This is a genomic window from Pedobacter planticolens, assembly GCF_014172375.1.
GTDB classification, from domain to species: domain Bacteria; phylum Bacteroidota; class Bacteroidia; order Sphingobacteriales; family Sphingobacteriaceae; genus Pedobacter; species Pedobacter planticolens.
In genome coordinates this window covers 1,176,531-1,200,564 of record NZ_WNXD01000001.1, presented here as the reverse complement: position 1 = coordinate 1,200,564, position 24,034 = coordinate 1,176,531, and the positions used below count along the sequence as shown (strand labels likewise).

Below are 24,034 nucleotides of genomic sequence, written 5' to 3'. Positions count from 1 at the left end.
AAAACTAAGACCTCGGATGAAACTGCGTAATCACACTCCTCAAATAATCTCTATCTAAGTGTGTATAAATTTCTGTAGTTGTAATACTTGCATGACCTAACATTTCTTGTACAGCACGTAAATCGGCACCACCTTCTATTAAATGTGTAGCAAAAGAATGGCGCAACGTATGCGGACTAATACTTTTATGAATACCAACCTTAATGGCTAACGTTTTAATTAAATTGAACACAGAAATTCGTGATAAACGACTACCAGATCGATTTAAAAAGATATAATCTTCATGTCCTTTCTTAATACTTAAATGCACTCTTATCTGGCTCACATAAATTTCTAATAACTTTAAAGCAACAGAACCTATTGGTACTAAACGTTCCTTATTACCTTTTCCAATTACTTTAATAAACTCTGTTTCAGCATAAATATTAGATATTTTCAGTTCAACTAATTCCGTAACACGCAATCCACAACCATACAGCATTTCAATAATTGCTTTATTACGCATTCCCTCAGGTTTAGAGGCATCAATGGCATCAATTAACTGATCTATTTCATGAATATTTAACGTATCGGGTAGTTTTCTAATCAGCTTAGGCGATTCTAACAAAGCAGTCGGATCCTCCAAAATAATCTGCTCTTGCATCAAATACGTAAAAAAAGCTTTAATACCCGATATTACCCTTGCCTGCGTATTAGCTTGCATTCCAACTTCATTTAACCAATTAATAAACTCCCTTAAATCGCTTAATTGCAGCTTGCTAAGAATTAAATCTTTATCAATGGCCAAATAATACTGTACCAACTTATCTACATCGTTCAAATAAGCATCAATAGAATGTTTAGAAAGCGAGCGTTCTAACTTCAAATAATCCTTAAATCCTTTTAGGTAAGATTGGGTATTCATTATATTTACTGAGATTTTTTTACAACATTGCAACGTTACAACATTTTAACCTTACATCGTAATGAAGATACAAATTATAAATGGCCCAAACTTAAACCTATTAGGCCTGCGAGAACCCTCAATTTATGGCTCTGAAGGATTTGATAGCTATATTTCGCAACTGCGAGAATTGTATAGCATTATAGAAATTGACTATTATCAAAGCAATGTAGAAGGAGAATTAATTAACAAATTACACGAAGTTGGTTTTTCATATGATGGTATTATCATTAACGCTGGTGGCTATACCCACACTTCAGTTGCATTAGCAGATGCAATTGCAGCCATTAAAACTCCAGTTGTAGAAGTGCACATTTCTAACATTTATGCTCGCGAAGAATACCGTCATGTATCCTTAACAGGGAAAAACTGTAAAGGCGTACTTACAGGCTTTGGATTGGATGGATATCGCCTTGCAATAGAAAGTTTCTTAAAATAATAAACACAGCTGTCAATTTTCACAATGAAGAAAAGAGAAAAATTAGCCATTATTCATCAGTATTATCCCAATGCAATTACCACAATTGACAGTATTAACAAAGTAATTGATTTTGTAGAAGAAGTATTAGATTTAGAACCTTCGCAAGTAATGATGGCCGATAGCATTTGCAGTGATGATGTAAATAGTATTCAATATCCAATACGAGCAAGCGAGTTTTTAGGCCCTTTTAAAATGGGAGGATTAGATGGTTTTCCATTTACGGGCTTAACCGGTATGAAAGCAGTTTCAAGTCATATACCAAGTAAAGGTGCTGTTTTTGTGTATTATGGCCCACACATTGGCGTAGCTAAAAACGGAAAGATTGGAGAAATTCATCGCAATGGTATAACCGATAACTCTGATTGTTGTGGAGCAGCAACAGGTGCATTAAACAGTTTAAGTAATAATTTAATTAAGCCGAATGAAATTACAGAGATCGATTACCAAATGAATACCATTGAGCAAATTCTGTTAAAGGAAAAAGAGCAAATCATTAATGCTACTATACCTATAAAAGAAGCAACAGAAGTTATTTACGAAGCAATTGATAAACGAATAAATGAGTTAATAGAAATGACTGAATTTAATTGTAAATACATCATATTAATGGGTACCATACATATTAATAGCGATAAAGATATGGGCTCGTTCTCATCAGTTAAACGGTTCGATTTAATTGATCTCACTACAAACGAAAGAAAAGACCTAGCCGCAACTTACTTTAGTGTTTAATAAACAACGCACTAAACTTATCAATCTTCTTTACAAAATAAGCCCAAACAATACTGTCACTATAAACCCCCGTATGTTGCAGTAAAGGAACCTGAACAGCAGTTCTTTTCTGTGCAGTAGCACCTAATTGCGTTAAAAAATGCCAATGCGCTTTATTAATCGCGAAAGCAAAAGCAAACTTTCCTTTCACTAAAAACTGTAACCAAGCTAAAAAGTCAAGGCACATTCTAATAAATATTCTAGAATAGGCTTCATCCTTAGGCAAATTCTTTTGCATAATTAATAAGTTGTTTCTAAAATTAAGGTAAGTTTTATAAGGGTTATTAGCATTCAACGTACCACCACCAACATGGTAAACCTCAGCATCAGTACAACAAACAACACGATAACCTAAGTTCTTTAAACGCCAACACAAATCAATCTCTTCCATGTGCGCAAACAAATCAGCATCTAAACCACCAACCTGTTGCCATGCACTACTTTTAATAAAAAATGCAGCGCCACTTGCCCAAAATATATCCGCAGTAGTATTATACTGACCATTATCAGTTTCTACTGTATCAAAAATTCTTCCCCTACAAAACGGGTATGCATATAAATCTACAAAGCCACCAGCAGCACCAGCATATTCAAACTCTGTTTTTTGTAGTTGCCATTTTAGTTTAGGTTGTGCAACAGCAATAGTAGCATCGCTCTGCATTAAGTCTATTACAGGTTTTATCCAATTAGCAGGAACTTCAACATCAGAGTTTAATAACACAAAATAATCCGCTTTTACCCGCTTAAGAATATGATTATATCCGCCAGCAAAACCATAATTCTTATCGTTTTCTAGCACAACTACTTGTGGGTAATTACTTTTTACAAAAGCAACCGAATCATCTGTCGATGCATTATCACCAACTATGATTTGCAAATTAGGGTAATCCGTTTGCACAACGCTAGGCAAAAAGCGCTCCAGCCAAGTCTTACCATTCCAATTTAAAATTACTACCGCTACACTAGGTTCCATATTATCTTAGCTATACTTCCATCGCCTATGGCTCCACAACCAAAAGGCAGGCTCTTGTTTAATTGTTTTTGCCAAAAACTCAAACAGTAAATCTGTTATTTCATGCTCTTGCGTTTCCTTAGGGTTTAAACATAAAGGCAAAATATCCACCTCATAATAACCACGTTTTACTCGTTTTACATCAAAGTAAAATACAGGCCTATTTGTTTGTAAAGCTATTTTCTCTAATCCCAATAAAACAGCAGTTCGCTGATTTAAAAACTGCAAAACATATTGCACTTCATGCTTAACAGGCGTTTGGTCGCTAGCAAAGCAAAACATAGTAGGTGTATCTTTAGTAGCAACAACCATACGTAAAGTTTGGCGCATAGCTACAAATACATTCCCAAAGCGAGTTCTTACTTTATGAAACCAACATTCAAAAATCTCGTTATTTAAAGGCTTATAAATTACATACTCCGTTGCACTGGCAGCTTCACCTAAGGCAAGCATACACAGCTCCCAATTACCATAATGACCAGTACAAGCCAACACACTTTCGCCTTTGCTAAAGTAAGCTTCAATTATATTTATATTATTAAATGTAACACGTTGCCCCAATTCCTTTTTAGTAATGGTAGGCAGTTTAATAATCTCAAAAACTATATCCATTAGGTATTTATAAAAGGTTTTTTCTATGCAAATAATCTCTTTAATATCCTTTTCTGGAAAAGATTTAAGCAAATTCTCTCTCACAACAACCTTACGATACCCTATTAAATAATATAACGGATAATAGAGTAGCCGAGCAAAAAAGTGCAATACAGGTAGGGGCAACAGCGATAAAATATATAAAAAGAATATACCGATGTGCGAAAAGACTTTTATAATCATTAATTTGGGCAGATAGAATGCAAACATAAAATATCAGATGCAAAGTTTAGCAACATTTCCACTTTTTTATCTTCCACCAATTAGTTATTTCACCGCTTTAAAAGAGCAAAATTATACTGTGCAGTTAGAAAAACAAGAGCATTTTCTTAAACAAACCCACAGAAATAGAGCAAGTATTGCATCGCCCGATGGCATTTTAGATTTAACTATACCAGTTGTTAAAGGTTCTAAAGTGCACACACCTATAAAAGATGTTAAAATTAGTTACGATTTAAAATGGCAGCGTTTACATTGGTTAAGCCTACAAAACTGTTATAGAAGCTCTGCCTATTTCGAGTTTTACGAAGATGGTTTAGCACCTTTCTATCAAAAGAAATTCGATTACCTATTCGATTTCAATTTAGAACTAATGGAATGGTTATTTAAGCAACTCAAAGTAAGCCCAGTTATTTCTTTTACACCAGAATACGAAAAAGATATACCACTAGCGTTAGATTTCAGAAACCAATTTAGCCTTAAAAAGCCAGCACCCATACCCCAAACCAAAAGCTATTTTCAAGTGTTTAGCGATAGAAACGAATTTATTCCTAACTTAAGTATTGTCGATCTGTTGTTTAACCAAGGTCCACAAACAAAATTATACCTTTAGTATATGGCAAGAAACAGCAAACATAAAAGCAAAAAGCACCATTACGCATTACCATTGCCCGGCTCAAGTCCCGGAATAGTTTTTATAGATGAAAATTCGCTTCCCCCTAAAATAAGTCTACATACCTACAATGCCGATACCTATAAAGTACAAGAGTTAACCAACCTAAAAGGATTAGCACAACACACAGCCGATAAAAATTTAAACTATTGGGTAGAAATTAAAGGCTTCAGCTCTGCTGCCATGTTCGAAACATTAAGCGAAGATTGGAACATTAACAAGCTCATACTCGAAGATATTACCCGTACCTACCAACGCCCCAAGTACGAAGAATACGGAGCATACGATTTTGCCATCAGCAGAATGTTATACCTCGATGAAGAGAACTCTTTAGAGAACGAACAAGTATCATTTATCTTAACCAAAAACATATTATTTACCTTTCAAGATAAGTACGAAGACTGTTTAGAACCCGTTCGCCACAGATTAAGCATAGGCAAAGGAAACATTAGAGTAGGAGGTAGCAGCTATTTAATGTACGCCTTAATGGATATGATTATAGATGCTTATTTCGCTGTTTTAAGCGCCTGGAGCGAACAATTAGATGCCATAGAAGATCGTTTGTTTGATAGACCAGACAAAACTATAATGTACGATACACAACTAATTAAACGTAATTTAATTACCCTTAGGCGTGTAGCTTGGCCAGAACGCGATAAAATGAACGACATTTTGCGCACCGATAGTCCGCTAGTAGATAGCCAAAGTAAAATGTACCTTCGCGATGCTTACGATCATTGCATACAAATAATAGACATGGTCGAATCGCTTAAAGAAATCTCGGCAAGCAACATAGATATGTATCTCTCCATCATCAGCAACCGCATGAACGAGATCATGAAAGTACTCACCATTATCTCCTCTATATTTATTCCACTAACCTTTATAGCTGGTATTTACGGCATGAATTTTAGTAGGGAAGACCCTATTACAGGCAAAATACTACCTCAAAACATGCCCGAACTCTATCAAGAACACGGTTACGAATACACCATGCTTGTAATGGGCCTAATTGCAGTTGCACAAGTTATTTACTTTTGGCGTAAAGGCTGGTTTAAGTAGGTTATCCTCATGTTCGTCATTCCCGTGAAAACGGGAATCGTAATGCGATGAAAAAGTCTACCATTGTCATTAATTCAGTAGTTCATTGGGCAAGGTTTGTCATTCAGAGCGCAGCGAAGAATCTCTAAGCATCTTATCTCCTCGCTTGTCGAAGGACCTCTAAACATAATAATTAGCTCATATGGGTTAGGCTCATCCTGAGCGAGCTTGCACTGAGGGTAGCCGAAGTGAAGGATCTTTCTCCCTACTTTACCATCATTAGAAAAGCAAGTACAGCAACTCCTAACTCAGGTTCCGCCCCGCTATTTGCTGCTGCCATAAAAAATGGCATTCGCTTCTATCGGGTTTAGCTAACAAAAACCACTACTACTATTCTCGACTAAAAGCAAAACAACCATACAATTCCACTCTTTGTAGGGCTCTCTATGCCAAAGACATCCCTTTGGGAAAAGGTGGAGTGACTCTTTTAACAAACGCTAATAATTGCTTAATCGCAACCACTTTACAAGCTTTACAATAGTAATTTCCATCATGCTTCCCCCTCTCTTTTGTAGAGGGGGCTAGGGGGTGAAGAAGAAAACAAGCACTAAAAAATAATTCCTTCTTCAATAACATTCCGCATATTTTTAAAGCAATCCACGTTTCTTTAGCATCGGTTTAATATCAGGCTTATGTCCTCTAAAATCGAAAAACATTTTATCGTAATCTTCAGTATTTCCTTTTGATAAAATCATATCACGGAAACGTTGCCCATTCGCTCTAGTTAAGCCACCATTTTCTTGAAACCAAGAAAAAGCATCATTTTCTAACATCGATGTCCAGGTATATGCATAATAACCAGCAGCATAACCATTACTCCAAATGTGTAAAAAATAGCTAGAACGATAACGCGGAGGTACTTCAGGTAAGTTTAACTTAGTTTTTTTCAACGCTTCCGCCTCAAATTTATCCACATCTAGCAAAGGCGTATTAGCTAGCAAAGTATGCCATTGCATATCTAAATCGGCAGCTGCCAAAGCCTCTGTAAACTCGTAGCCCTGATTAAAAGTACTCGCTTTCTTAATCTTATCTAGCAACGTTTCAGGCATTACAGCACCCGTTTGGTAATGAACAGCATAGTTTTTTAACACTTTAGGGTCAGATGCCCAATGCTCATTAAATTGCGATGGAAACTCTACATAATCTCTCGCTACACTTGCGCCCGACAAGCTAGCATATTGTTGATTGCCAAAAAGCCCATGTAAAGCATGACCAAACTCATGAAACATCGTAGTTACATCATCAAAACTAATTAAGGCTGGTTGTCCCTTAGCAGGTTTAGTAAAATTACAAACGTTATAAACTACTGGTTTAAACCCAAATAATTTAGATTGCGGTACAATATTATCCATCCAAGCACCACCATCTTTATTATCACGTTTAAAATAATCACAATAAAATAATCCAATCTGACTACCATCTGCATCTAATACATCAAAAACCCTAACATCCTCTTGGTAAACAGGTAAATCCTTACGCTCCTTAAAGCTTATCCCATAAAGTTGATTTGCAGCATAAAAAACACCATTTTCTAACACCTTATTTAATTCGAAATACGGTTTTACTTCGTTTTCATCTAAATTATATTTGGCTTTACGCACTTGCTCAGCATAATAATTCCAATCCCATGGTTGCAATTTAAAACCACCCTTTTGCTGGTCTATCAAAGCCTGAATAGTAGCAGCTTCTCCTTTTGCTTTAGCAGTAGCAGCAGGCACTAATTGCTTAAAAAATTCTTCCACAGCTTCTGGCGTTTTAGCCATTTGATTCTGCAGTTTCCAAGCAGCATAGTTTTTGTACCCCAATAATTTCGCCTGTATAGCACGTATTTGCGCCAAACGCGAAATCACTTTACGCGTATCATTCGCATCGCCTTTCTCTGCCCGGTTGTAAGAAGCTTCAAAAAGCTTTTCACGAGCTGCTCGATCGCTCATACTTTGCAACTCGGGTTGCTGTGTTGTATTTCTTAATGCTTTACCAGCAGCCTGTAGTTGTGCACTAAATTTTGCACTTAAAGAAGCCTCTTCCTTGTTTAATTCCTTCAGTTTGTCTTTATCTGCTTCCGATAATTTTGCTCCAGCCAATTCAAATTTTTGGTAATAATACGCTAATAAGCGATTCGACTCCCCATCAAGCTTTAATTGCTCGCGTTGCTCATATAAGGTTTCTACTCGCTTAAATAATTTAGCGTTTAAGTATATAGCATCACTATTTGCCGTTAATTTAGGGGCAATCTCTTCCTTAACCTTTTGCAATTCAGGATTAGTATTTGCTCCAGTAACTAATGCAAATACTGCATTTACACGGTTTAATAATTGCCCGCTTTTTTCCATACCCACTATCGTATTTTCAAAAGATGGCGCTTGCGTATCATCAGCAATGTGTTGTATTTCTGCCAATTGCTGCTTCATGCCTTCTTCTAAAGCAGGCTTATAATCAGCATTCTTAATTTTATTAAACTCCGGCGCCATAAAAGGCAATTTACTTGCTGCTAAAAAAGGATTAATAGCCGATAATGCGTCGGTTTTAGAGTTGTTACAAGAGCTTATAATAGCCAACAATGCCATTAAAGGTAAATACGATAGTCGTTTCATGAGTTTAAGGTTTCTTATAAATATACAAAATAATTTCATCCATCTTTTTTCAATCCTTTATCAACAATAAAGGATGCAAACATCAATAATGAAGCTAATAAAGTTAAATACAACCTTAGTATTCATAGTAATTAATACCTTCTTCGCCATTAATTTCCATCCTGCTTTCCCTTCTCTTTTGGAGAGGGGGTTAGAGCCTGCTCCGATACATCGGAGGGGTGAGGCTTTCTCCCCCTAAAAGACGATTACATAAACCACTACAACTACATACCTTCACCTCAATCAATTAAACTTATAAAAAAAACAAAACCTATGTCAAAAACATCAGAAACAGGCCACGCCAAAAACACAGAGAACTTCGAAATCCTAATCTCATCAGTAACAGGCTACGGAGCAGCTTACCACCCAACCAGAGCAGCAATTACCTTAGGTAATATGCATAATCAATTAAAAAATGCAAAAGATGCAATAACCAATATCAATAGTGTATTACCACTATATAGTAAAGCAGTAGCCCTCCGCGAAATAGCTTTTATGCCATTAGCCAAGCTAAGTACTAAAATATTTAATTGGTTAAAAGCAGCTGGTATACAAAAACAAATTTTAGATAATGCACAAACCAACCACCGTAAAATAACAGGTACAAGGGCATCAGTAAAACTTAGCGAAGAAGAAAAAGAAACCCTATTAGCCGAAGGAACAATCGTAAACCAAGTATCAGCCTCACAATTAGGTTATAATAATAGATTAGATAACCTAGAAAAACAAATACAACTACTTTTAACTATACCAGAATACATACCAAACGAAACCGAATTAAAAATAGTAACACTAACTACGTTGTACAACAATCTTAAAGCTAAAAATGCAAGCGTAGTTACTCATGCTACACCTTTATACAATTCCAGAGTTGCCCGGAATGAAATCATGTACAATAAAGAAACAGGTATGGTAGCCATTGCATTAGATGTAAAAAACTATGTAAGATCTGTATTTGGTAGTGCTAGTCCACAATACAAACAAATCTCCGGGCTAGCATTTAAACAATTAAAAATATAAAGCATAAAATCTTATTCTTAATAGTACAAAAACAGCAGTTGAAACCAACAATCAACTGCTGTTTTTTTTAAAAAAAATTAACAAATGGAAAACTACTTAAAATCTAGTATCACCCTTAAGGCTTAGAATACCACCATAAACCTTTACAATACTACCTGCCATCATGCAAATCCCCTCTCCTTTGGAGAGGGGTTAGAGCTTGCTCCGATACATCGGAGGGTGAGGCTCTAATACACCACCTGCAACTTGTAATATGCCTTCCGCTTTCTTTAATATGTCACCCGCTTTCTTTAATATGTCACCCGCTTTCTTTAATATGCCTTCCGCTTTCTTTAATATGCCTTCCGCTTTCTTTAATATGTCACCCGCTTTCTTTAATATGTCACCCGCTCTGCTCAATATGCCTTCCGCTCTCACTAAAATGCCATCATTTTTTACAAAAATTACTCAAACACACATTAAAAAGCTTTACATCCTCATTAAAAAACTAATTATCCCAGTAATAGGCGATAAAATTATGTTAAAACACAAATTATTTTCATTAAAACACCACTTATAATGTTTTTAATAAATCAAAACTTACTTATTTGCAACTAATAAACTAAAAAAAATTGTTTTCCAGAAAAGTCGGGGCAGGCTCTACCTCGCAAATACAACCACTTTAAAAACGCATTACCAAAAACACTCATTAGTGCGAATGAGGTAACACCAATAAACCACCAAAAAATAACCTAAAAAACACATATGAACACCCCCTTAAATGCCATTTCAAAACTAAATTATTTCTATCTTAGCATCCTATGCAATCATTTGATTTAGATAAAACAGACGTTTCTAAGCTAAAGCAAGCAATAAGTGGTGATAATGAACTGCTTAAAGCTACACTGGCAGAATATCACGCGTCGGAAATAGCTATTTTATTTGAAAGCATAAGCAGCGACGACCAACATCGTATTATTAATTTACTAGATGTAGAAACTGCTTCGGATGTAATTGCAGAGATGCATGAGGAGGCGCACCCCGAAGAATTACTGCTACAATTGCACCCAGATAAGCGTACCGAAATTGTTGAGGAGCTGGATTATGATGATGCAACGGATATTATTTCGCAGTTAGAGGAACACGAGCAAAAGGAAATTTTAGAAGATCTGAGCGAGGACGATGCATCGAGCATTCGTAATCTATTAAGTTACGACGAAAAGACTGCAGGTGGTTTAATGAATACCGAGGTTATTCGAATTAACCTGAACCTTACCAAAAAGGATGCAATTGCTGAAATTATACGTCAGAGTGAAGAAATAGAAGAGTTTTATACTGTAAACGTAGTTGATGACAATAACATATTTAAAGGAATAGTTTCTTTAAAGGATATTATTAAGGCAAAAGGCAATGCTAAAATAACCGAAATGGTAAATGCTGATGTGGTGTATGTGAAAGCAGAAACCGATCAGGAGGAGGTAGCAAAGCTGATTTCGCAATACAACCTAACCAGTATACCTGTTGTAGATGATGATATGCACTTACTTGGTCGCGTTACTTTTGATGATGTGATTGATGTGTTGGAGGATGAGAACACAGAAGATTTCCTGAAAATATCTGGGGTATCTGAAGACGAGGAACTGAGTGGTAACTGGATTGATGCGGTAAAGTCTCGCTTGCCTTGGTTAATTATTAACTTGGGTACTGCCTTTTTAGCATCTGCAGTTATACGGCAATATGAAGATACACTAAGTACTCTCAAAGTATTATCTGCTTATATGACCATTATTGCGGGCATGGGTGGTAATGCGGCAACACAAGCTTTGGCAGTAACTGTTAGGCGTATCTCATTATATGATTTAACTGATGACCAAGCTTATAGAGCTGTTTTAAAAGAATTTACAGTAGGTTTAATTAATGGTGCAGTTACTGGATTAATTGTATTAATTTTCGCCTATTTCTTTGATTCTAACTTAATGTTGGGTGTGGTTATTTTTATGGCCATGACAGGTAATTTAATTATCGCTGGTATAACAGGCGCAGGTATTCCATTAGTTTTAAAACGAGTTGGAATAGATCCTGCTATTGCATCATCTATAATTATTACCACCTTTACCGATGTTTTTGGCTTTTTACTTATATTAGGTTTAGCCAGTAAATTACTTTTATAATTAACTTAAAACGTAGAACTTATAACGTACAACATAACTATGCAAACACTAAAACACGATTGGACTACCGAAGAAATTACAGCTATTTATAATAAACCATTTTTAGATTTGGTGTATGAGGCTGCAAGTATTCATCGTGAAAATGCAGATTACAATGAGGTTCAGATTAGCTCATTAATCTCTATTAAAACTGGCGGATGTGCCGAAGATTGCTCTTATTGTCCACAAGCTGCCCGTTACCATACTGATGTAGATGTACAGGCTTTAATGAAAGTAGACCAAGTGGTTGATGCTGCAAAAACGGCTAAAGCTGGTGGCGCATCTCGCTTGTGTATGGGTGCGGCTTGGAGAGAGGTTAGAGATAACAGAGATTTTGACCGTGTTATTGATATGGTGAAAGCAGTTAATGAACTAGATATGGAGGTTTGCTGTACGCTGGGTATGCTGACTGAAAACCAAGCACAACGTTTGGCTGATGCAGGTTTATATGCGTATAACCATAATTTAGATACATCAGAAGAAGATTATAAACGCATTATTACTACACGTACATACGATGATCGTTTAAATACCATAAAAAATGTACGCAAGGCGAAATTAACTGTGTGCAGTGGGGGTATTGTAGGTTTAGGTGAAACAGTTGCAGATCGCGTTTCGATGTTGCAAACATTAGCCAATATGCCAAAACATCCAGAATCTGTGCCTATTAATGCATTAGTACCAGTAAAAGGTACTCCTTTAGAAAACCAACCGCGTATTCCTATTTGGGAAATGGTACGGATGATAGCTACTGCTAGAATTGTTATGCCAAAATCTGTAGTGCGTTTAAGTGCTGGAAGAAATGAAATGAGTACGCTAGAGCAAGCTTTCTGTTTTATGGCAGGCGCTAATTCTATTTTTGCTGGTGATAAATTATTAACTACACCAAACCCAGCTTTTGTAGATGATATGGCAATGTTTGAACTGCTTGGTTTAAAAACTAGAGAAGCGTTTAAAAACGGTAGACCTGAGAATACGGTTAAAAAAGAGGTTTTAGTATAAGAACTGATAGTTGTTAATAAACCATAGCTTGCATGTATAGCTATGGTCTATTAACTATAGACTAATTAAACTGCCGTAACTCTTACCTCTATGTTCCCTCTAGTAGCTTTAGAGTAAGGGCAAGTACGATGCGCTTTATCTGCTAAAGCTTGTGCATCTTCATGAGATATACCAGGTATGTGTACATCTAAATCTGCAGAGAGCACAAAAGCATTTCCATCTTTATTAAAAGATACATGAACATTTACATTTGCGGCACTAATGTCAACACCATCACGTTCGGCTACGCTACCTAAAGCACCTAAATAACAGGCACCCCATGCAGCAGCAAATAATTGCTCAGGGTTAGTTGCACCACCTTGTCCGCCAAGTTCTTTTGGCTTTCTCAGTTCAAAATCTAAAGTTCCATCACTTGATTTAATATGACCATCTCTTCCGCCAATTGCGGTAACAGAGGCTGTATATAGCTTTTCCATATGTTTTCGTTATTCTTTTAAGATTAACAAAATGGTGAAGCAGTTGTTTTTATTATTTCCTAGTAGGAAGAAAGTAAACTTGATAAATGTCGTTGTCAAGCTGAGCGTAGTCGAAGTACTCCCAAACTTAAGGTATTCTTAAATGTCTTATGTGGTTAAAAACTAGATTTTAAGTTTTTCAGTTAACTTAAAGATATCATAAGCTACCTTTTGTATCAGATCAAACTGCTCGGCTATGATCATATTCTCGTTCTCACTTGCTAATTCATTCACATTTTTACGACGTATTAGCGGAACGTTAATAATTTCTTCTTTAGGAGAAGTTAAGTTTTCTGTTGCCTGATTTAGTAAGTAAATGGTATTATCTGAAACTGGTTTTAACTCTTCAAAGTTTAAGTACACGAAATCATGTTCTTTATTATACAACAGTAAGGTTGCAATGTATGATGATAATAAATGATTAAATACTGTAAACTGATGCAGTTCTTTTATGTAAAGTTGTTTGCTTTTGGGTTCAGAAAACATCCGGTGAAATAGCGATGCTAAGTTAGATGAGTTTACATATACCTCTTTTCGGGCAAGTTTATAATTGGTGAAATTAGTACCCTGCTCAAAGTATAAAAGGGTTACCTCTTTAAAATAATCTCTGTTCGCTTTAATGGTATCTATCATCGCTTCTTTTAGCTTTTCATGTTCCCAATTAGGGAATAAAGAATAGCTAGCCAATAAAGCAATACCCGAACCTATTAAGGTGTCGTAAATTCGTTCTCTAGCCAAAGAAAGGCTTCCCATACCTAAAAAATCAAATAGAATGAGAATATAAGGCGTCATAAAGAGTACGCTAACTACATAGTTTTTCCGCTGAAAACTGTAACAACCAATCATGCAAACGAGTAGAATTATAAAGAGTGTATTTTTATCATGAACGTAAATTAAAACGCCCATCCCTATAAAAGCACCTGCAACCGTACCAATTATACGTTGGTAATTTCTTTCTTTCGTTAAGCTGAAACCAGGTTTAGAAATAACTAAAATGGTTAATAAAATCCAGTAGCTATGGGCAAAATCAAAACTCTTAGCAACTACAAAACCAATTAGCATTACAATGGCAACACGTAAAGAGTGCCTAAAAGTAGAAGAGTTGAAGGTTAAATTATCTACTAATAGTTTAACATCAAACTTTTGTTTGGTTACAAACTTTTCTACATCAATATCTCTATGCTTTAAATTCTTCTTTTCTTTTTTATTAAAATAACCAGTAATGGTTTTAACCCTACCAAGAATGTTTTCGATATTAACCTCTATATTTTTAAGTGCAATCAGTCCTAAGGTATTGTATCGCTCATCGGCATTTGTTTCTAAAACATTAATCTCTTCCTTTAGCGCCGCTACATCTTTAACTAATTCAGCAGAAAGGGTAGGTGTGCCACCACTTTTTAACGCAAAAGCAATTTCATCAAGAGATTCAGCAATTTTATTAATTACTCCTTCATATTGGTGCAGTATTCCAGCTGAATCAAATTGTTCGTGTAATTGTTTGTAGTTATAATAGGTAGACATTACTTGTTCAAAAAGATCAACCATATCTACAAAAACGAGTAAAAGAAATCTTCCCTCTGGTGTAGATTCTCTTACAATTTCTCTAGTTCTAAATAATACATCGCGTACTTCATCTTGCTTTTCGTGTACATGAACTTGTAGTTGAAGTAACTCTGCATAATTCTTTTCGTAATCGGTGTTCTCATGATAGAACTTAGCTTTAGCTCTTAAAAACTCACTAACCTGATGTATCGAATCGCTTAACGTTTGCTGAACTAGTCGATATGGGCGTAGCCGATACACAAAATAACTTAATAACGTATACCAAATGCTACCTGCAAAAATAAGTATTGCATAAAAAATTACTTCTTTCCATGGTCTAATATCATCTATACTTAGCACCATAATTAGCAAAACAGATGTGCCTATAGAAGCTGCTCTATTGCCATACAAGAAAAACATAGAGAAAATAAAGCTGCAAATCACCAACAATGTTCCGGTAACGTAAATGTTTTTATTAGTTAAACCGATAACAATAGATATTACAAAAAGTAAAACGGTGGTAATTAGCATTGCATTTCTGCGATGTACAATTGGTCCAGGAGTATCTACAACACTAATACATAGTGCACCAAGTGATAGAGTCATGCCGTATTGTAGCATGCCAAATTGTGCTAAAATTAAAGAGGGGCAAAGTACGCCAATTGTAATACGTAAACCATCTGCGAAATAAGTGCTGAGCAAAAAATCTTGTATGTTTCTAATTGGCCGATGGAGCATGCTACAAATTTACATTATTTGAGGTTTAAAATTCGTCGAAAAGTAGATATATAAATTGCATTTATTTTAAGCAAAGCTGATAAATAAGCAGAATTGTGAATATGAAAATTTAGATATTACAAGCTAAATGTGAATAAGGTGAGCATATGAAATTGTTAATAAACAAGATGCAAACAAACGTTAAGTGTTATCTGTTATAACATCAATACTGATTATTACCATAGCGATGATGTTAACAACTCACTTTATTAAGTGTATAACTTGTTAAAAAAATAAATCGATTTTACTTGACATGTGTTGCTTCAAGCGCTAATTTAGATGATATCAATAACGAAGTACTTTGACAGTCTGATAGAATAATCCAAAACAAAAACGAAGTCGCAAGACTGAAATTTTTGGGAATTTTCATCAAGTTAAATCAAATCTGACGAAGCGTTGCAAAATGCAAGTTGGTTTACATTAAGAAGTCGCAAGACGGATAGCATGTAAAAAATTGAGTAATAGAAACCAGATCATTTGCAAGAACAGATGGGTTTTGAAGGACTAACCGGTTGCAAAACCGATAATTTGTTTGTTTTACTACCATCAGACATTATAGCTAATTGCGGCATTTTACGGAGTAAAGCAATATAAGTTATAATTTTATAAACGAGTTTTGAAGTTCGCAAGAATGACAACAACTACGAATAAAGGTTAAGTATATTCAATTGATGCCTTATTTTTAATTACGGTTAAACATAGGGTTAAAACGGAGAACCAAATCGCAAGAAGAGGGTCTCCGTTTTGCTTTTTATAGGTTTTTTTATTCTCAAATAAACTATAATCTTTAAATGCTAAACGCTAATTTTAAAGCACCATGGCAAAGAAAGAACTTCAGGAAAAAAACGTTACAAAAAAAATATTTGTACTAGATACTTCAGTTATTTTGTACGACCACGATGCCGTTAATAACTTTCAAGAGCATGATGTTGCTGTTCCAGTATTGGTTTTAGAAGAACTTGATAACTTTAAAAGTGGTAATGATACACGTAATTTCGAAGCTAGAAGTTTTATTAGATTGATAGATCAGGCTTCAAAAAGCCATCTCATTAATAAATGGTTCTCTTTAAAGAAAACTAGTTTAGGGAAGTTTAAAATTATTTTAGATGAAAACCCTAAAAAAATAAATGCTGAAAAACTATTTGGTGAAGGTAAATTTGATAATCGGATTTTAAATGCTGCATTAGTTTTAAAAGAAGAAAATCCAAAGAGTAAAGTCATATTAGTTTCTAAAGATATTTGCCTTCGTTTAAAAGCTAAATCTCTTGATTTATATGCTGAAGACTACGAAACTGGTAAAATTAAAAACGCCGACGAACTCTACACAGGTAAAACAGAGCTAATAGATTTTTCTGCTGAAGCAATTGATGAGTTAAAAAAGAATGGAACTATAGATGCTTCTTTGTTAAACTTACCTTATACCGATTCAAATCATTTTTATAGTTTAAAGAACAAAAAGAAAAGTGCCATTACTTTTTATGATGCAACTACCAAAAGCCTGAGAAATGTAGAACAAGATCCAATATTTAATATTTATCCGCGTAATGCGGAGCAGTCTTTTGCAATTGATGCCTTACTTAATCCAGATATTAAATTAGTTACGATACAAGGAAATGCCGGTACAGGTAAAACCTTATTGGCCTTAGCAAGTGCTTTAGAGCAGCGTAAGAATTTCAGACAAATTTATATTACCAGGCCAATAGTTCCTTTAAGTAATAAAGATATTGGCTTTTTACCAGGCGATGTAAAATCAAAAATTGATCCTTATATGGCGCCAATTTGGGATAATTTAAAGTTTATTAGGGAGCAATTTGCTGCTGATGAAAAGATGTTATTTAAAATTGATGAACTTATTCGTACAGAAAAGATTGAAATTGCGCCTTTAGCTTTTATTCGTGGTAGAACGATTACTAAAATATTTTTCATAGTAGATGAGGCACAAAATCTTACTCCACATGAAATTAAAACGATAATATCTCGTGCTGGAGAGCATACTAAAATAGTTTTTACAGGAGATATTTATCAGATTGATACACCTTATCTCGATTCTGAAAGCAATGGATTATCTTATTTGATAGAAAATGCTAAAAAACATCCGCTTTATGCGCACATTACATTGCAAAAAGGGGAGAGGAGTGAATTGGCAAATTTAGCTACAGAATTACTTTAATGATGTTTTCTTAAGGTTGCAATTGTAATAATTAACGAAATTAAGGTAAGAAAAACACTAAAAATAAATGGTGCACCAGGAAAATATATGCCATTGCCTTTTGCAATAAAGTGTGCAAAAATGTAAGCCATAGAAAATGGACCTAAAATAGCTCCAGCACTTTGCATGCTCGTTACAATTCCTTGAATTTCGCCTTGTGCATTAGCTGGAACTTGATTCGAAATAATAGATTGCATTGCTGGATTTCCAATTCCTGCTAAACAATAAGGAAGTATAAAAATCATCATCATTAATCCATTTGGTGCAAATGCAAAGCACGTAAAACCAATTATATATAAGATTAAACCCAAAATAATCGCCTTTTTATTACCAATTTTTGGAATAATAATCCGTATTAAACCTCCTTGAACTACAGCTACAGCAACTCCAACAATGCTTAATGAATAGCCAATCATAGATGAATTCCAATTGAATTTCTCGATTACGTAATATCCCCAATTTGATTGCACAGAATGACTTGCAATAAATAATAGCAATAAAGCTACTACCAAACCTATAATTGCTGGATATTTGGCAACACTAACCATCGAACCAATTGGATTTGCTCTTTTCCAAGAGAATTCTCTACGATTTTCTGGTTTTAACGATTCAGGTAAGATAAAATAACCGTATAGCCAGTTTAAAAGTGCTAATCCAGCAGAAATCATAAAAGGAACTCTCAATCCCATATGACTAAATAAACCGCCTATAAGTGGGCCAATAATAAAACCAATACCAAATGCTACACCAACCATTCCAAAGTTTTGAGCTTTCTTTTCTGGTGTACTAATATCTGCAATGTAAGCCATTGCCGTTGTGAAACTTGCACCCGTAATTCCTGCAATAACTCGACCTACAAATAACCATCCCAAAGTTGGAGCAAATGACAAGAAAATGTAATCAATACCTAAACCTAAAAGTGATATCAATAAAATTGGACGTCTGCCAAATTTATCACTTAAACCACCAACAATTGGAGAGAAAATGAATTGCGCTATAGAATAAGCAACTAATAATAAACCGCCATATTCAGATGCCGTAGCTAAAGATTTGCCAGAAAGTTCTTTAATTAAGTTTGGTAATACTGGAATGATAATTCCGAAACCAATGCAATCAATTAATATGGTGATAAATATGAAACCTAAAGCTGATTTTTTCTGACTCATTAGTATTTAAACTTCCCGTAAAAATATTATTTTATTTTAATAAGTTTATGTATTCGAAACATATAGTTTTAATGTTGTTTCAATTAAATTAGAGTTTATTTATATGTCATATAATTATAATTATGTTAAGTAATAAATTATAAACCTCTCCAATTATCACATATACCTATTAAAACTCATTAAGCTTTCTCTTTAAATCTTGAACTTTATCTAACCTATTCTTTCTTGTATAGATTTCAATTAAGAGTTGAATAGTATTTCTATCATTTAAATTTATTTCGTGAGCACGAAGTAATGTAAATTCTGCACGATTAATATAAGATGCAAACTTTGGCGTGTTTTTTTCTTTTAGAGAACTGTTGGCATTATTTACATATACTAATCCTAATTGATACAATGCATCGAAATAATTCTGATCAATATCTAATGCTTTTTTATAAGCTAGTTCTGCAGTACTGTTATTATTTAGTTGAGATTGCTGTAAATAACCAAATAAAAACAATAGCAATTTGCTGCGTTTTTCAGTTGCTATTGAGCCTTCGATTATTTTAACAGCTGCATCATATCTTTCATTATCCAATAATAAATTAATATAATCATTTGTTAAAAATGGATGATATGGATTAAGTTTTAAACCCTCCTCAAGTGTTTTAATAGCTAATTCGCTCTCAAACTTAGATGAATAAATACTCGCCATACTTTGAAAAACTACAGGATTTTTAATTCCATTTTCCTTCGCTCTTTTAAAATAATTTAGTGCTTCATCATACGATTGAATATTTTGAGCACATAACGCCACATTTACAGCTAAGGTTGTATCCTTTGGCAAGAAATCACTTACTTGTTTTAACAAGTTAAAAGCTGTTATGAAATCATTTTGTTGATAAGCATGATTTCCCTCAATTTGCTTTTTAATATTTATGTTATAAGTTGATGCTTTAATTAACCCAGAATTGTCTTGATATTTATCTAGTTTAGTTGCTTTATCTAATGCATCATTTGCTAAACCATAATATTTATCTGCATTCGTTTCGTTATCATCAATTATCGAAATATAAGAGCTTAAATATGCTTTTATTGCCCATGTTTCTGCCCAATTTTTTGTTTTTTTATCATTTTGAGCAGCTTCAATGGCTTTAATCCCCTCACCTATTATCGTAAGTTGTTTTTTTACTTCTTCTTTGTTTGCAATGCTTGCCTGTAGTTTTCCCACGCTATTTTGTGCCAGCTGAACTTGGGTTTTTTGAGCATTCGCTTTAAAAGCAACAATACAGATAAAAAGTAATAAAAATTTGTTTTTCATAGTATAGAAAGGTATTTCATAAGCAAAAATAATAAAAAAAGAGGGATAAAATAAATCATCCCTCTTCATCCATTCTTTGCAATATTGTTTAATTAGCAGGTATAGCCTCTAATCTTTTCTTAATATCGTTGTAATTTGCAGTGTCATTTTTAAAAGCATAAATCTGTTTTAACGTTTCTAATGCAGACACGAATTTAGGATCTATCTCTATTGCTTTCTTATAAAATGGTAAAGATTGATCAATTAATACAATCATTTTTGCAGTTATTGCATCAAATTCCTTTGTTTTTTTGGGATCTAACTTACTTCTATCTCCTTGTAGAGCTAATGCTTGTTTGTAATAAGTATCGCCCATTAAATAATGATAAACTGCTTTTGAAGCATCTTTAGCAATTAATTTTTTTAACGCATCTTGGGATTTAACAATGTCACCTTTCGCAATATAAATATCTGTTTCTGTTCCAATAAAACCATCATCATCAGGATATTTTGCAATAGCTTCTTTAAGTAAGGCTAAACCAGCTACAGTATCTTTCATATTTGCTAAAGTCATAGAAATAGTTTCAGAATAAAAATTCTTAGTTTCTGGCACATTAAAGCTAATTACCTTTTTGAAGTTTTTTATAGCCTCAGGATAGTTTTCTACTAATTTAGCTGTAACACCTGCATTAATATACATTGCAGTATCTGTTGGATTAAGTGCAATTATTTCATTAAAAAGTGTTAATGCTGCTTTGTAATCCTTTTTGTTATAAGCTCTTATTGCTCTACTATTTATGGCATTACGAATATTAACTTCAGCTGATCTAATGTTATCTTTTTCCTCGCCCTTTGTATCTAAACTTTTTGCTTGAGCAATAGCATCCACAGCAAGTTTTTGTTTAGCAATTGCATTATCAATATTTACTGAATCTGTGTAAGCTATTGCAGATGCAAATAATGCTCTATAAGACCAAGCATCTGGCATAATTTTAGATTTTTCATTAGCAATAGCATTATCTGTATGTTTTAACCCATTATTTAAAGCTAACATTGATTTATCAAATGTGCTTTTTTCAGCTGTTAATCCATATATATTCCACGCCTTTTTCGCTTCGGCCACTTCACTCTTTTGAGCATTTGCAAGTGTAGCCACACCTACAAATAATATACTTAAAAGTACTTTTTTCATGTTTTTAGTTTTTGAAATTATATTAATTCTCTTCAGTTGTTTCTTCAGTATCAGTATTGTTGTCTTCTTTTGGAGCTTCGTCTGTAGGCTCAACTTTTTCTGTTGAAGCTTCTTCGCCATCAACAATTTCTGCTTCTTCTACTTCTTCAACCTCATCTTCGTGTTCAATTTTAGCTACCGATGCAATTTCATCATTACCTTTTAAAGTAATTAAACGAACACCTTGCGTTGCTCTTCCCATTACTCTTAGTTCGCTAACAACAATTCTAATTACAATACCAGATTTGTTAATAATCATCAAATCATCAGCGTCTGTTACGTTTTTAATAGCAACTAATGCGCCAGTTTTTTCGGTTACGTTAATTGTTTTAACACCTTTACCACCTCTATTTGTAACGCGATAATCATCAATATCGGTACGTTTACCGTAACCTTTTTCTGATACTACCAATACCGTTGCAGATGAATCCTCAATAGCAATCATACCAATAACTTCATCTTTATCATGTGCTAAAGTTACTCCTCTAACGCCAGTTGCAGTTCTACCCATTGGTCTAACTTTACTTTCATTAAAGCGAATTGCTCTTCCAGAACGTAATGCCATTACAATTTCGCTACTTCCAGTAGTTAAACTTGCTTCTAATAATTGATCACCCTCATTAATATTAATGGCGTTAATACCGTTAACACGCGGACGAGAATAAGCCTCTAATGAAGTTTTCTTAATGGTACCTTTTTTAGTACACATAATGATAAAGTTATTCTCTAAATAATCTTGGTCTTTTAAATTTTTAACCTTGATATAAGCTTTAACTTTTTCTTCTTTTGGTATGTTGATGATGTTTTGTAATGCTCTTCCTTTACTTAATCTACTTCCCTCTGGAATTTCATAAACTCTTAACCAGAAACAACGACCTGCTTCGGTAAAGAATAACATGTAATTGTGATTTGTAGCGATTAATAAATGCTCAATAAAATCTTCATTTCTCGAATCACTTCCTTTTGAACCTTTTCCACCTCTACCTTGTGTACGATATTCTGTTGCTGGAGTACGTTTAATATAGCCTTCGTGTGAGATAGTAATTACAACTTCTTCGTCTTCGATGAAATCTTCCATGCTCATATCTTCTGCCGAATGAACAATTGTTGTTCTACGTTCATCGCCATATTTATCTAACATTTCTGCTAATTCATCTTTTATAATTTGCATACGTAAAGCTTCATCGGCTAAAATAGATTTCAAATACTCGATGGTTTTCATCAGCTCTGCATACTCATCTTTAATTTTATCACGCTCTAAACCAGTTAACCTACGTAAGGTCATATCAAGTATAGCTCTCGCTTGAATGTCGCTTAAACCGAATTTCTCCATTAAGCCAACTCTTGCTTCTTCTGGAGTATTTGATGCACGAATTAATTTAATTACTTCTTCAATATGATCTAAAGCAATTAATAAACCTTCTAAAATGTGTGCTCTTTTTTCAGCTTCTGATAATTCGAATTTCGTTCTACGAACAATAACATCATGTCTGTGATTTACGAAATGACGAATTAGATCTTTTAGGTTTAACATTTGCGGACGGCCATTAACCAAAGCAATGTTATTTACACTAAATGAAGTTTGTAATGCGGTTTGTTTAAACAGATTATTTAAAACGATACTAGCATTTGCATCACGTTTAATTTCATAAACAATACGAATACCATCTTTATTAGATTCGTCTTTAATATTAGAAATACCTTCTAGTTTTTTCTCACCAACCAATTCAGCTGTACGCTCAATCATCATTGATTTATTTACCTGGTAAGGTATTTCAGTTACAATGATTGTTTCGCGGTCTTTAACGGTTTCAATTTCTGCTTTAGCACGCATTACTATACGCCCTCTACCAGTTTCAAAAGCATCTTGCACTCCTGTATAGCCATAAATAATAGCTCCTGTCGGGAAATCAGGACCTTTTACAAATTTCATTAATTCAGGAATGGTGATTTCGTTATTATCAATATAAGCAATCGTTGCATTAATAACCTCCGTAATATTGTGCGGCGCCATGTTTGTAGCCATACCAACAGCAATACCAGATGAACCGTTAATTAGCAGATTTGGTACTTTAGCGGGAAGAACGGTTGGTTCTTGCAACGAATCATCAAAGTTTAATTGAAAGTCAACTGTGTCTTTATTGATATCAGCTAACATATCTTCGGCCATTTTCTGGAAACGTGCCTCCGTATAACGCATTGCTGCAGGCGAATCGCCATCAATTGAACCGTAGTTACCTTGTCCGTCTACCATTAAATAACGCAAACTCCAAGGTTGAGCCATACGTACCATCGTCATGTAAACAGATGAATCGCCATGTGGATGATACTTACCGAGCACCTCTCCCACAATACGAGCAGATTTTTTATAAGGTTTTCCTGCGCCTAAACCTAAATCTAACATACCGTATAAAACACGGCGGTGTACTGGTTTTAACCCGTCACGTACATCAGGCAAAGCCCTACTTACAATAACGGACATCGAATAATCGATGTAAGCAGATTTCATCTGCTCGTCTATGTTTATTGAAATGATTTTGTCGTTCTCTTGATTTTCTAAATCTTCTGCCATAAATAATGTTGTTCGTTAAAAACGAATTTAAATTAGGTTTTACTA

Annotated in this window: 18 protein-coding genes; 8 read left to right on the top strand and 10 right to left on the bottom strand. The window is 34.4% G+C overall.

Annotated features, from left to right (window positions below):
* Positions 1-4 precede the first annotated feature (4 nt).
* Positions 5-904 (bottom strand): site-specific tyrosine recombinase XerD, encoded by a 900-nt coding sequence (gene xerD, locus GM921_RS04980; RefSeq protein ID WP_182921500.1) that lies wholly within the window; start codon positions 902-904, stop codon positions 5-7.
* Positions 905-965: 61 nt separating this feature from the next.
* Here xerD and aroQ point away from each other — a divergent pair, with 61 nt between their 5' ends.
* Together aroQ and GM921_RS04970 are read left to right on the top strand one after the other, a co-directional pair.
* The gene (gene aroQ / locus GM921_RS04975) at positions 966-1,382 is read left to right on the top strand and encodes a type II 3-dehydroquinate dehydratase (RefSeq protein ID WP_182921499.1); all 417 of its coding nucleotides are present in this window, start codon (positions 966-968) and stop codon (positions 1,380-1,382) included.
* A 24-nt stretch (positions 1,383-1,406) separates the two neighbouring features.
* The gene (locus GM921_RS04970; RefSeq protein ID WP_182921498.1) at positions 1,407-2,156 is read left to right on the top strand and encodes a hypothetical protein; all 750 of its coding nucleotides are present in this window, start codon (positions 1,407-1,409) and stop codon (positions 2,154-2,156) included.
* Here GM921_RS04970 and GM921_RS04965 read toward each other — a convergent pair.
* Positions 2,146-3,168: a glycosyltransferase family 2 protein gene (locus GM921_RS04965; protein ID WP_182921497.1), complete on the bottom strand. Its 1,023-nt coding sequence runs from the start codon at positions 3,166-3,168 to the stop codon at positions 2,146-2,148. The two genes, GM921_RS04970 and GM921_RS04965, sit on opposite strands and share 11 nt — an antisense overlap.
* 6 nt (positions 3,169-3,174) lie before the next feature.
* Positions 3,175-4,041, bottom strand: coding sequence for a lysophospholipid acyltransferase family protein (locus GM921_RS04960; protein WP_182921496.1), 867 nt, complete (start codon positions 4,039-4,041; stop codon positions 3,175-3,177).
* Between the two features lie 37 nt (positions 4,042-4,078).
* Between GM921_RS04960 and GM921_RS04955 the strand changes: the two genes are divergently transcribed.
* On the top strand, positions 4,079-4,690 hold the full coding sequence (locus GM921_RS04955) for a WbqC family protein (protein WP_182921495.1): 612 nt from the start codon (positions 4,079-4,081) through the stop codon (positions 4,688-4,690).
* Positions 4,691-4,693: 3 nt separating this feature from the next.
* Entirely contained in the window at positions 4,694-5,812 is a 1,119-nt protein-coding gene (gene corA / locus GM921_RS04950; protein ID WP_182921494.1) for a magnesium/cobalt transporter CorA, read from the top strand.
* Between the two features lie 626 nt (positions 5,813-6,438).
* Here corA and GM921_RS04945 read toward each other — a convergent pair.
* Entirely contained in the window at positions 6,439-8,445 is a 2,007-nt protein-coding gene (locus GM921_RS04945; protein WP_182921493.1) for a M3 family metallopeptidase, read from the bottom strand.
* A gap of 312 nt (positions 8,446-8,757) precedes the next feature.
* Here GM921_RS04945 and GM921_RS04940 point away from each other — a divergent pair, with 312 nt between their 5' ends.
* The 3 genes from GM921_RS04940 (at position 8,758) to bioB (ending at position 12,695) form a co-directional block, all read left to right on the top strand.
* Positions 8,758-9,504, top strand: a complete 747-nt coding sequence (locus GM921_RS04940) for a hypothetical protein (RefSeq protein WP_182921492.1) — start codon at positions 8,758-8,760, stop codon at positions 9,502-9,504.
* A gap of 800 nt (positions 9,505-10,304) precedes the next feature.
* Positions 10,305-11,654 (top strand): magnesium transporter, encoded by a 1,350-nt coding sequence (gene mgtE / locus GM921_RS04935; protein ID WP_182921491.1) that lies wholly within the window; start codon positions 10,305-10,307, stop codon positions 11,652-11,654.
* Between the two features lie 39 nt (positions 11,655-11,693).
* Positions 11,694-12,695, top strand: coding sequence for a biotin synthase BioB (gene bioB / locus GM921_RS04930; protein ID WP_182921490.1), 1,002 nt, complete (start codon positions 11,694-11,696; stop codon positions 12,693-12,695).
* Between the two features lie 65 nt (positions 12,696-12,760).
* Here bioB and GM921_RS04925 read toward each other — a convergent pair whose 3' ends face one another.
* On the bottom strand, positions 12,761-13,171 hold the full coding sequence (locus GM921_RS04925) for an organic hydroperoxide resistance protein (protein WP_182921489.1): 411 nt from the start codon (positions 13,169-13,171) through the stop codon (positions 12,761-12,763).
* Positions 13,172-13,333: 162 nt separating this feature from the next.
* Entirely contained in the window at positions 13,334-15,490 is a 2,157-nt protein-coding gene (locus tag GM921_RS04920) for an FUSC family protein (protein WP_182921488.1), read from the bottom strand.
* 856 nt (positions 15,491-16,346) lie between these two features.
* Between GM921_RS04920 and GM921_RS04915 the strand changes: the two genes are divergently transcribed.
* On the top strand, positions 16,347-17,699 hold the full coding sequence (locus GM921_RS04915) for a PhoH family protein (RefSeq protein WP_182921487.1): 1,353 nt from the start codon (positions 16,347-16,349) through the stop codon (positions 17,697-17,699).
* Here the strand turns inward: GM921_RS04915 and GM921_RS04910 are convergent.
* From GM921_RS04910 to gyrA, 4 genes are all read right to left on the bottom strand, one after another.
* Complete coding sequence (locus GM921_RS04910; protein ID WP_182921486.1) at positions 17,696-18,904, bottom strand: TCR/Tet family MFS transporter; 1,209 nt, start codon at positions 18,902-18,904, stop codon at positions 17,696-17,698. The genes GM921_RS04915 and GM921_RS04910 overlap by 4 nt on opposite strands.
* A 169-nt stretch (positions 18,905-19,073) precedes the next feature.
* Complete coding sequence (locus tag GM921_RS04905; protein ID WP_182921485.1) at positions 19,074-20,207, bottom strand: tetratricopeptide repeat protein; 1,134 nt, start codon at positions 20,205-20,207, stop codon at positions 19,074-19,076.
* A gap of 88 nt (positions 20,208-20,295) precedes the next feature.
* Entirely contained in the window at positions 20,296-21,378 is a 1,083-nt protein-coding gene (locus GM921_RS04900) for a tetratricopeptide repeat protein (RefSeq protein ID WP_182921484.1), read from the bottom strand.
* Between the two features lie 22 nt (positions 21,379-21,400).
* The gene (gene gyrA, locus GM921_RS04895; protein WP_182921483.1) at positions 21,401-23,989 is read right to left on the bottom strand and encodes a DNA gyrase subunit A; all 2,589 of its coding nucleotides are present in this window, start codon (positions 23,987-23,989) and stop codon (positions 21,401-21,403) included.
* Between the last annotated feature and the right edge of the window lie 45 nt (positions 23,990-24,034).

Coding starts and splice junctions, on each gene's coding strand:
- GM921_RS04915 (WP_182921487.1), top strand. CDS start 16,347: ATGGCAAAGAAAGAACTTCAGGAAAAAAACGTTACAAAAAAAATATTT.
- GM921_RS04900 (WP_182921484.1), bottom strand. CDS start 21,378: ATGAAAAAAGTACTTTTAAGTATATTATTTGTAGGTGTGGCTACACTT.
- mgtE (WP_182921491.1), top strand. CDS start 10,305: ATGCAATCATTTGATTTAGATAAAACAGACGTTTCTAAGCTAAAGCAA.
- GM921_RS04905 (WP_182921485.1), bottom strand. CDS start 20,207: ATGAAAAACAAATTTTTATTACTTTTTATCTGTATTGTTGCTTTTAAA.
- xerD (WP_182921500.1), bottom strand. CDS start 904: ATGAATACCCAATCTTACCTAAAAGGATTTAAGGATTATTTGAAGTTA.
- GM921_RS04960 (WP_182921496.1), bottom strand. CDS start 4,041: ATGATTATAAAAGTCTTTTCGCACATCGGTATATTCTTTTTATATATT.
- GM921_RS04965 (WP_182921497.1), bottom strand. CDS start 3,168: ATGGAACCTAGTGTAGCGGTAGTAATTTTAAATTGGAATGGTAAGACT.
- GM921_RS04955 (WP_182921495.1), top strand. CDS start 4,079: ATGCAAAGTTTAGCAACATTTCCACTTTTTTATCTTCCACCAATTAGT.
- GM921_RS04925 (WP_182921489.1), bottom strand. CDS start 13,171: ATGGAAAAGCTATATACAGCCTCTGTTACCGCAATTGGCGGAAGAGAT.
- GM921_RS04940 (WP_182921492.1), top strand. CDS start 8,758: ATGTCAAAAACATCAGAAACAGGCCACGCCAAAAACACAGAGAACTTC.
- aroQ (WP_182921499.1), top strand. CDS start 966: ATGAAGATACAAATTATAAATGGCCCAAACTTAAACCTATTAGGCCTG.
- GM921_RS04970 (WP_182921498.1), top strand. CDS start 1,407: ATGAAGAAAAGAGAAAAATTAGCCATTATTCATCAGTATTATCCCAAT.
- gyrA (WP_182921483.1), bottom strand. CDS start 23,989: ATGGCAGAAGATTTAGAAAATCAAGAGAACGACAAAATCATTTCAATA.
- GM921_RS04945 (WP_182921493.1), bottom strand. CDS start 8,445: ATGAAACGACTATCGTATTTACCTTTAATGGCATTGTTGGCTATTATA.
- GM921_RS04920 (WP_182921488.1), bottom strand. CDS start 15,490: ATGCTCCATCGGCCAATTAGAAACATACAAGATTTTTTGCTCAGCACT.
- bioB (WP_182921490.1), top strand. CDS start 11,694: ATGCAAACACTAAAACACGATTGGACTACCGAAGAAATTACAGCTATT.
- corA (WP_182921494.1), top strand. CDS start 4,694: ATGGCAAGAAACAGCAAACATAAAAGCAAAAAGCACCATTACGCATTA.
- GM921_RS04910 (WP_182921486.1), bottom strand. CDS start 18,904: ATGAGTCAGAAAAAATCAGCTTTAGGTTTCATATTTATCACCATATTA.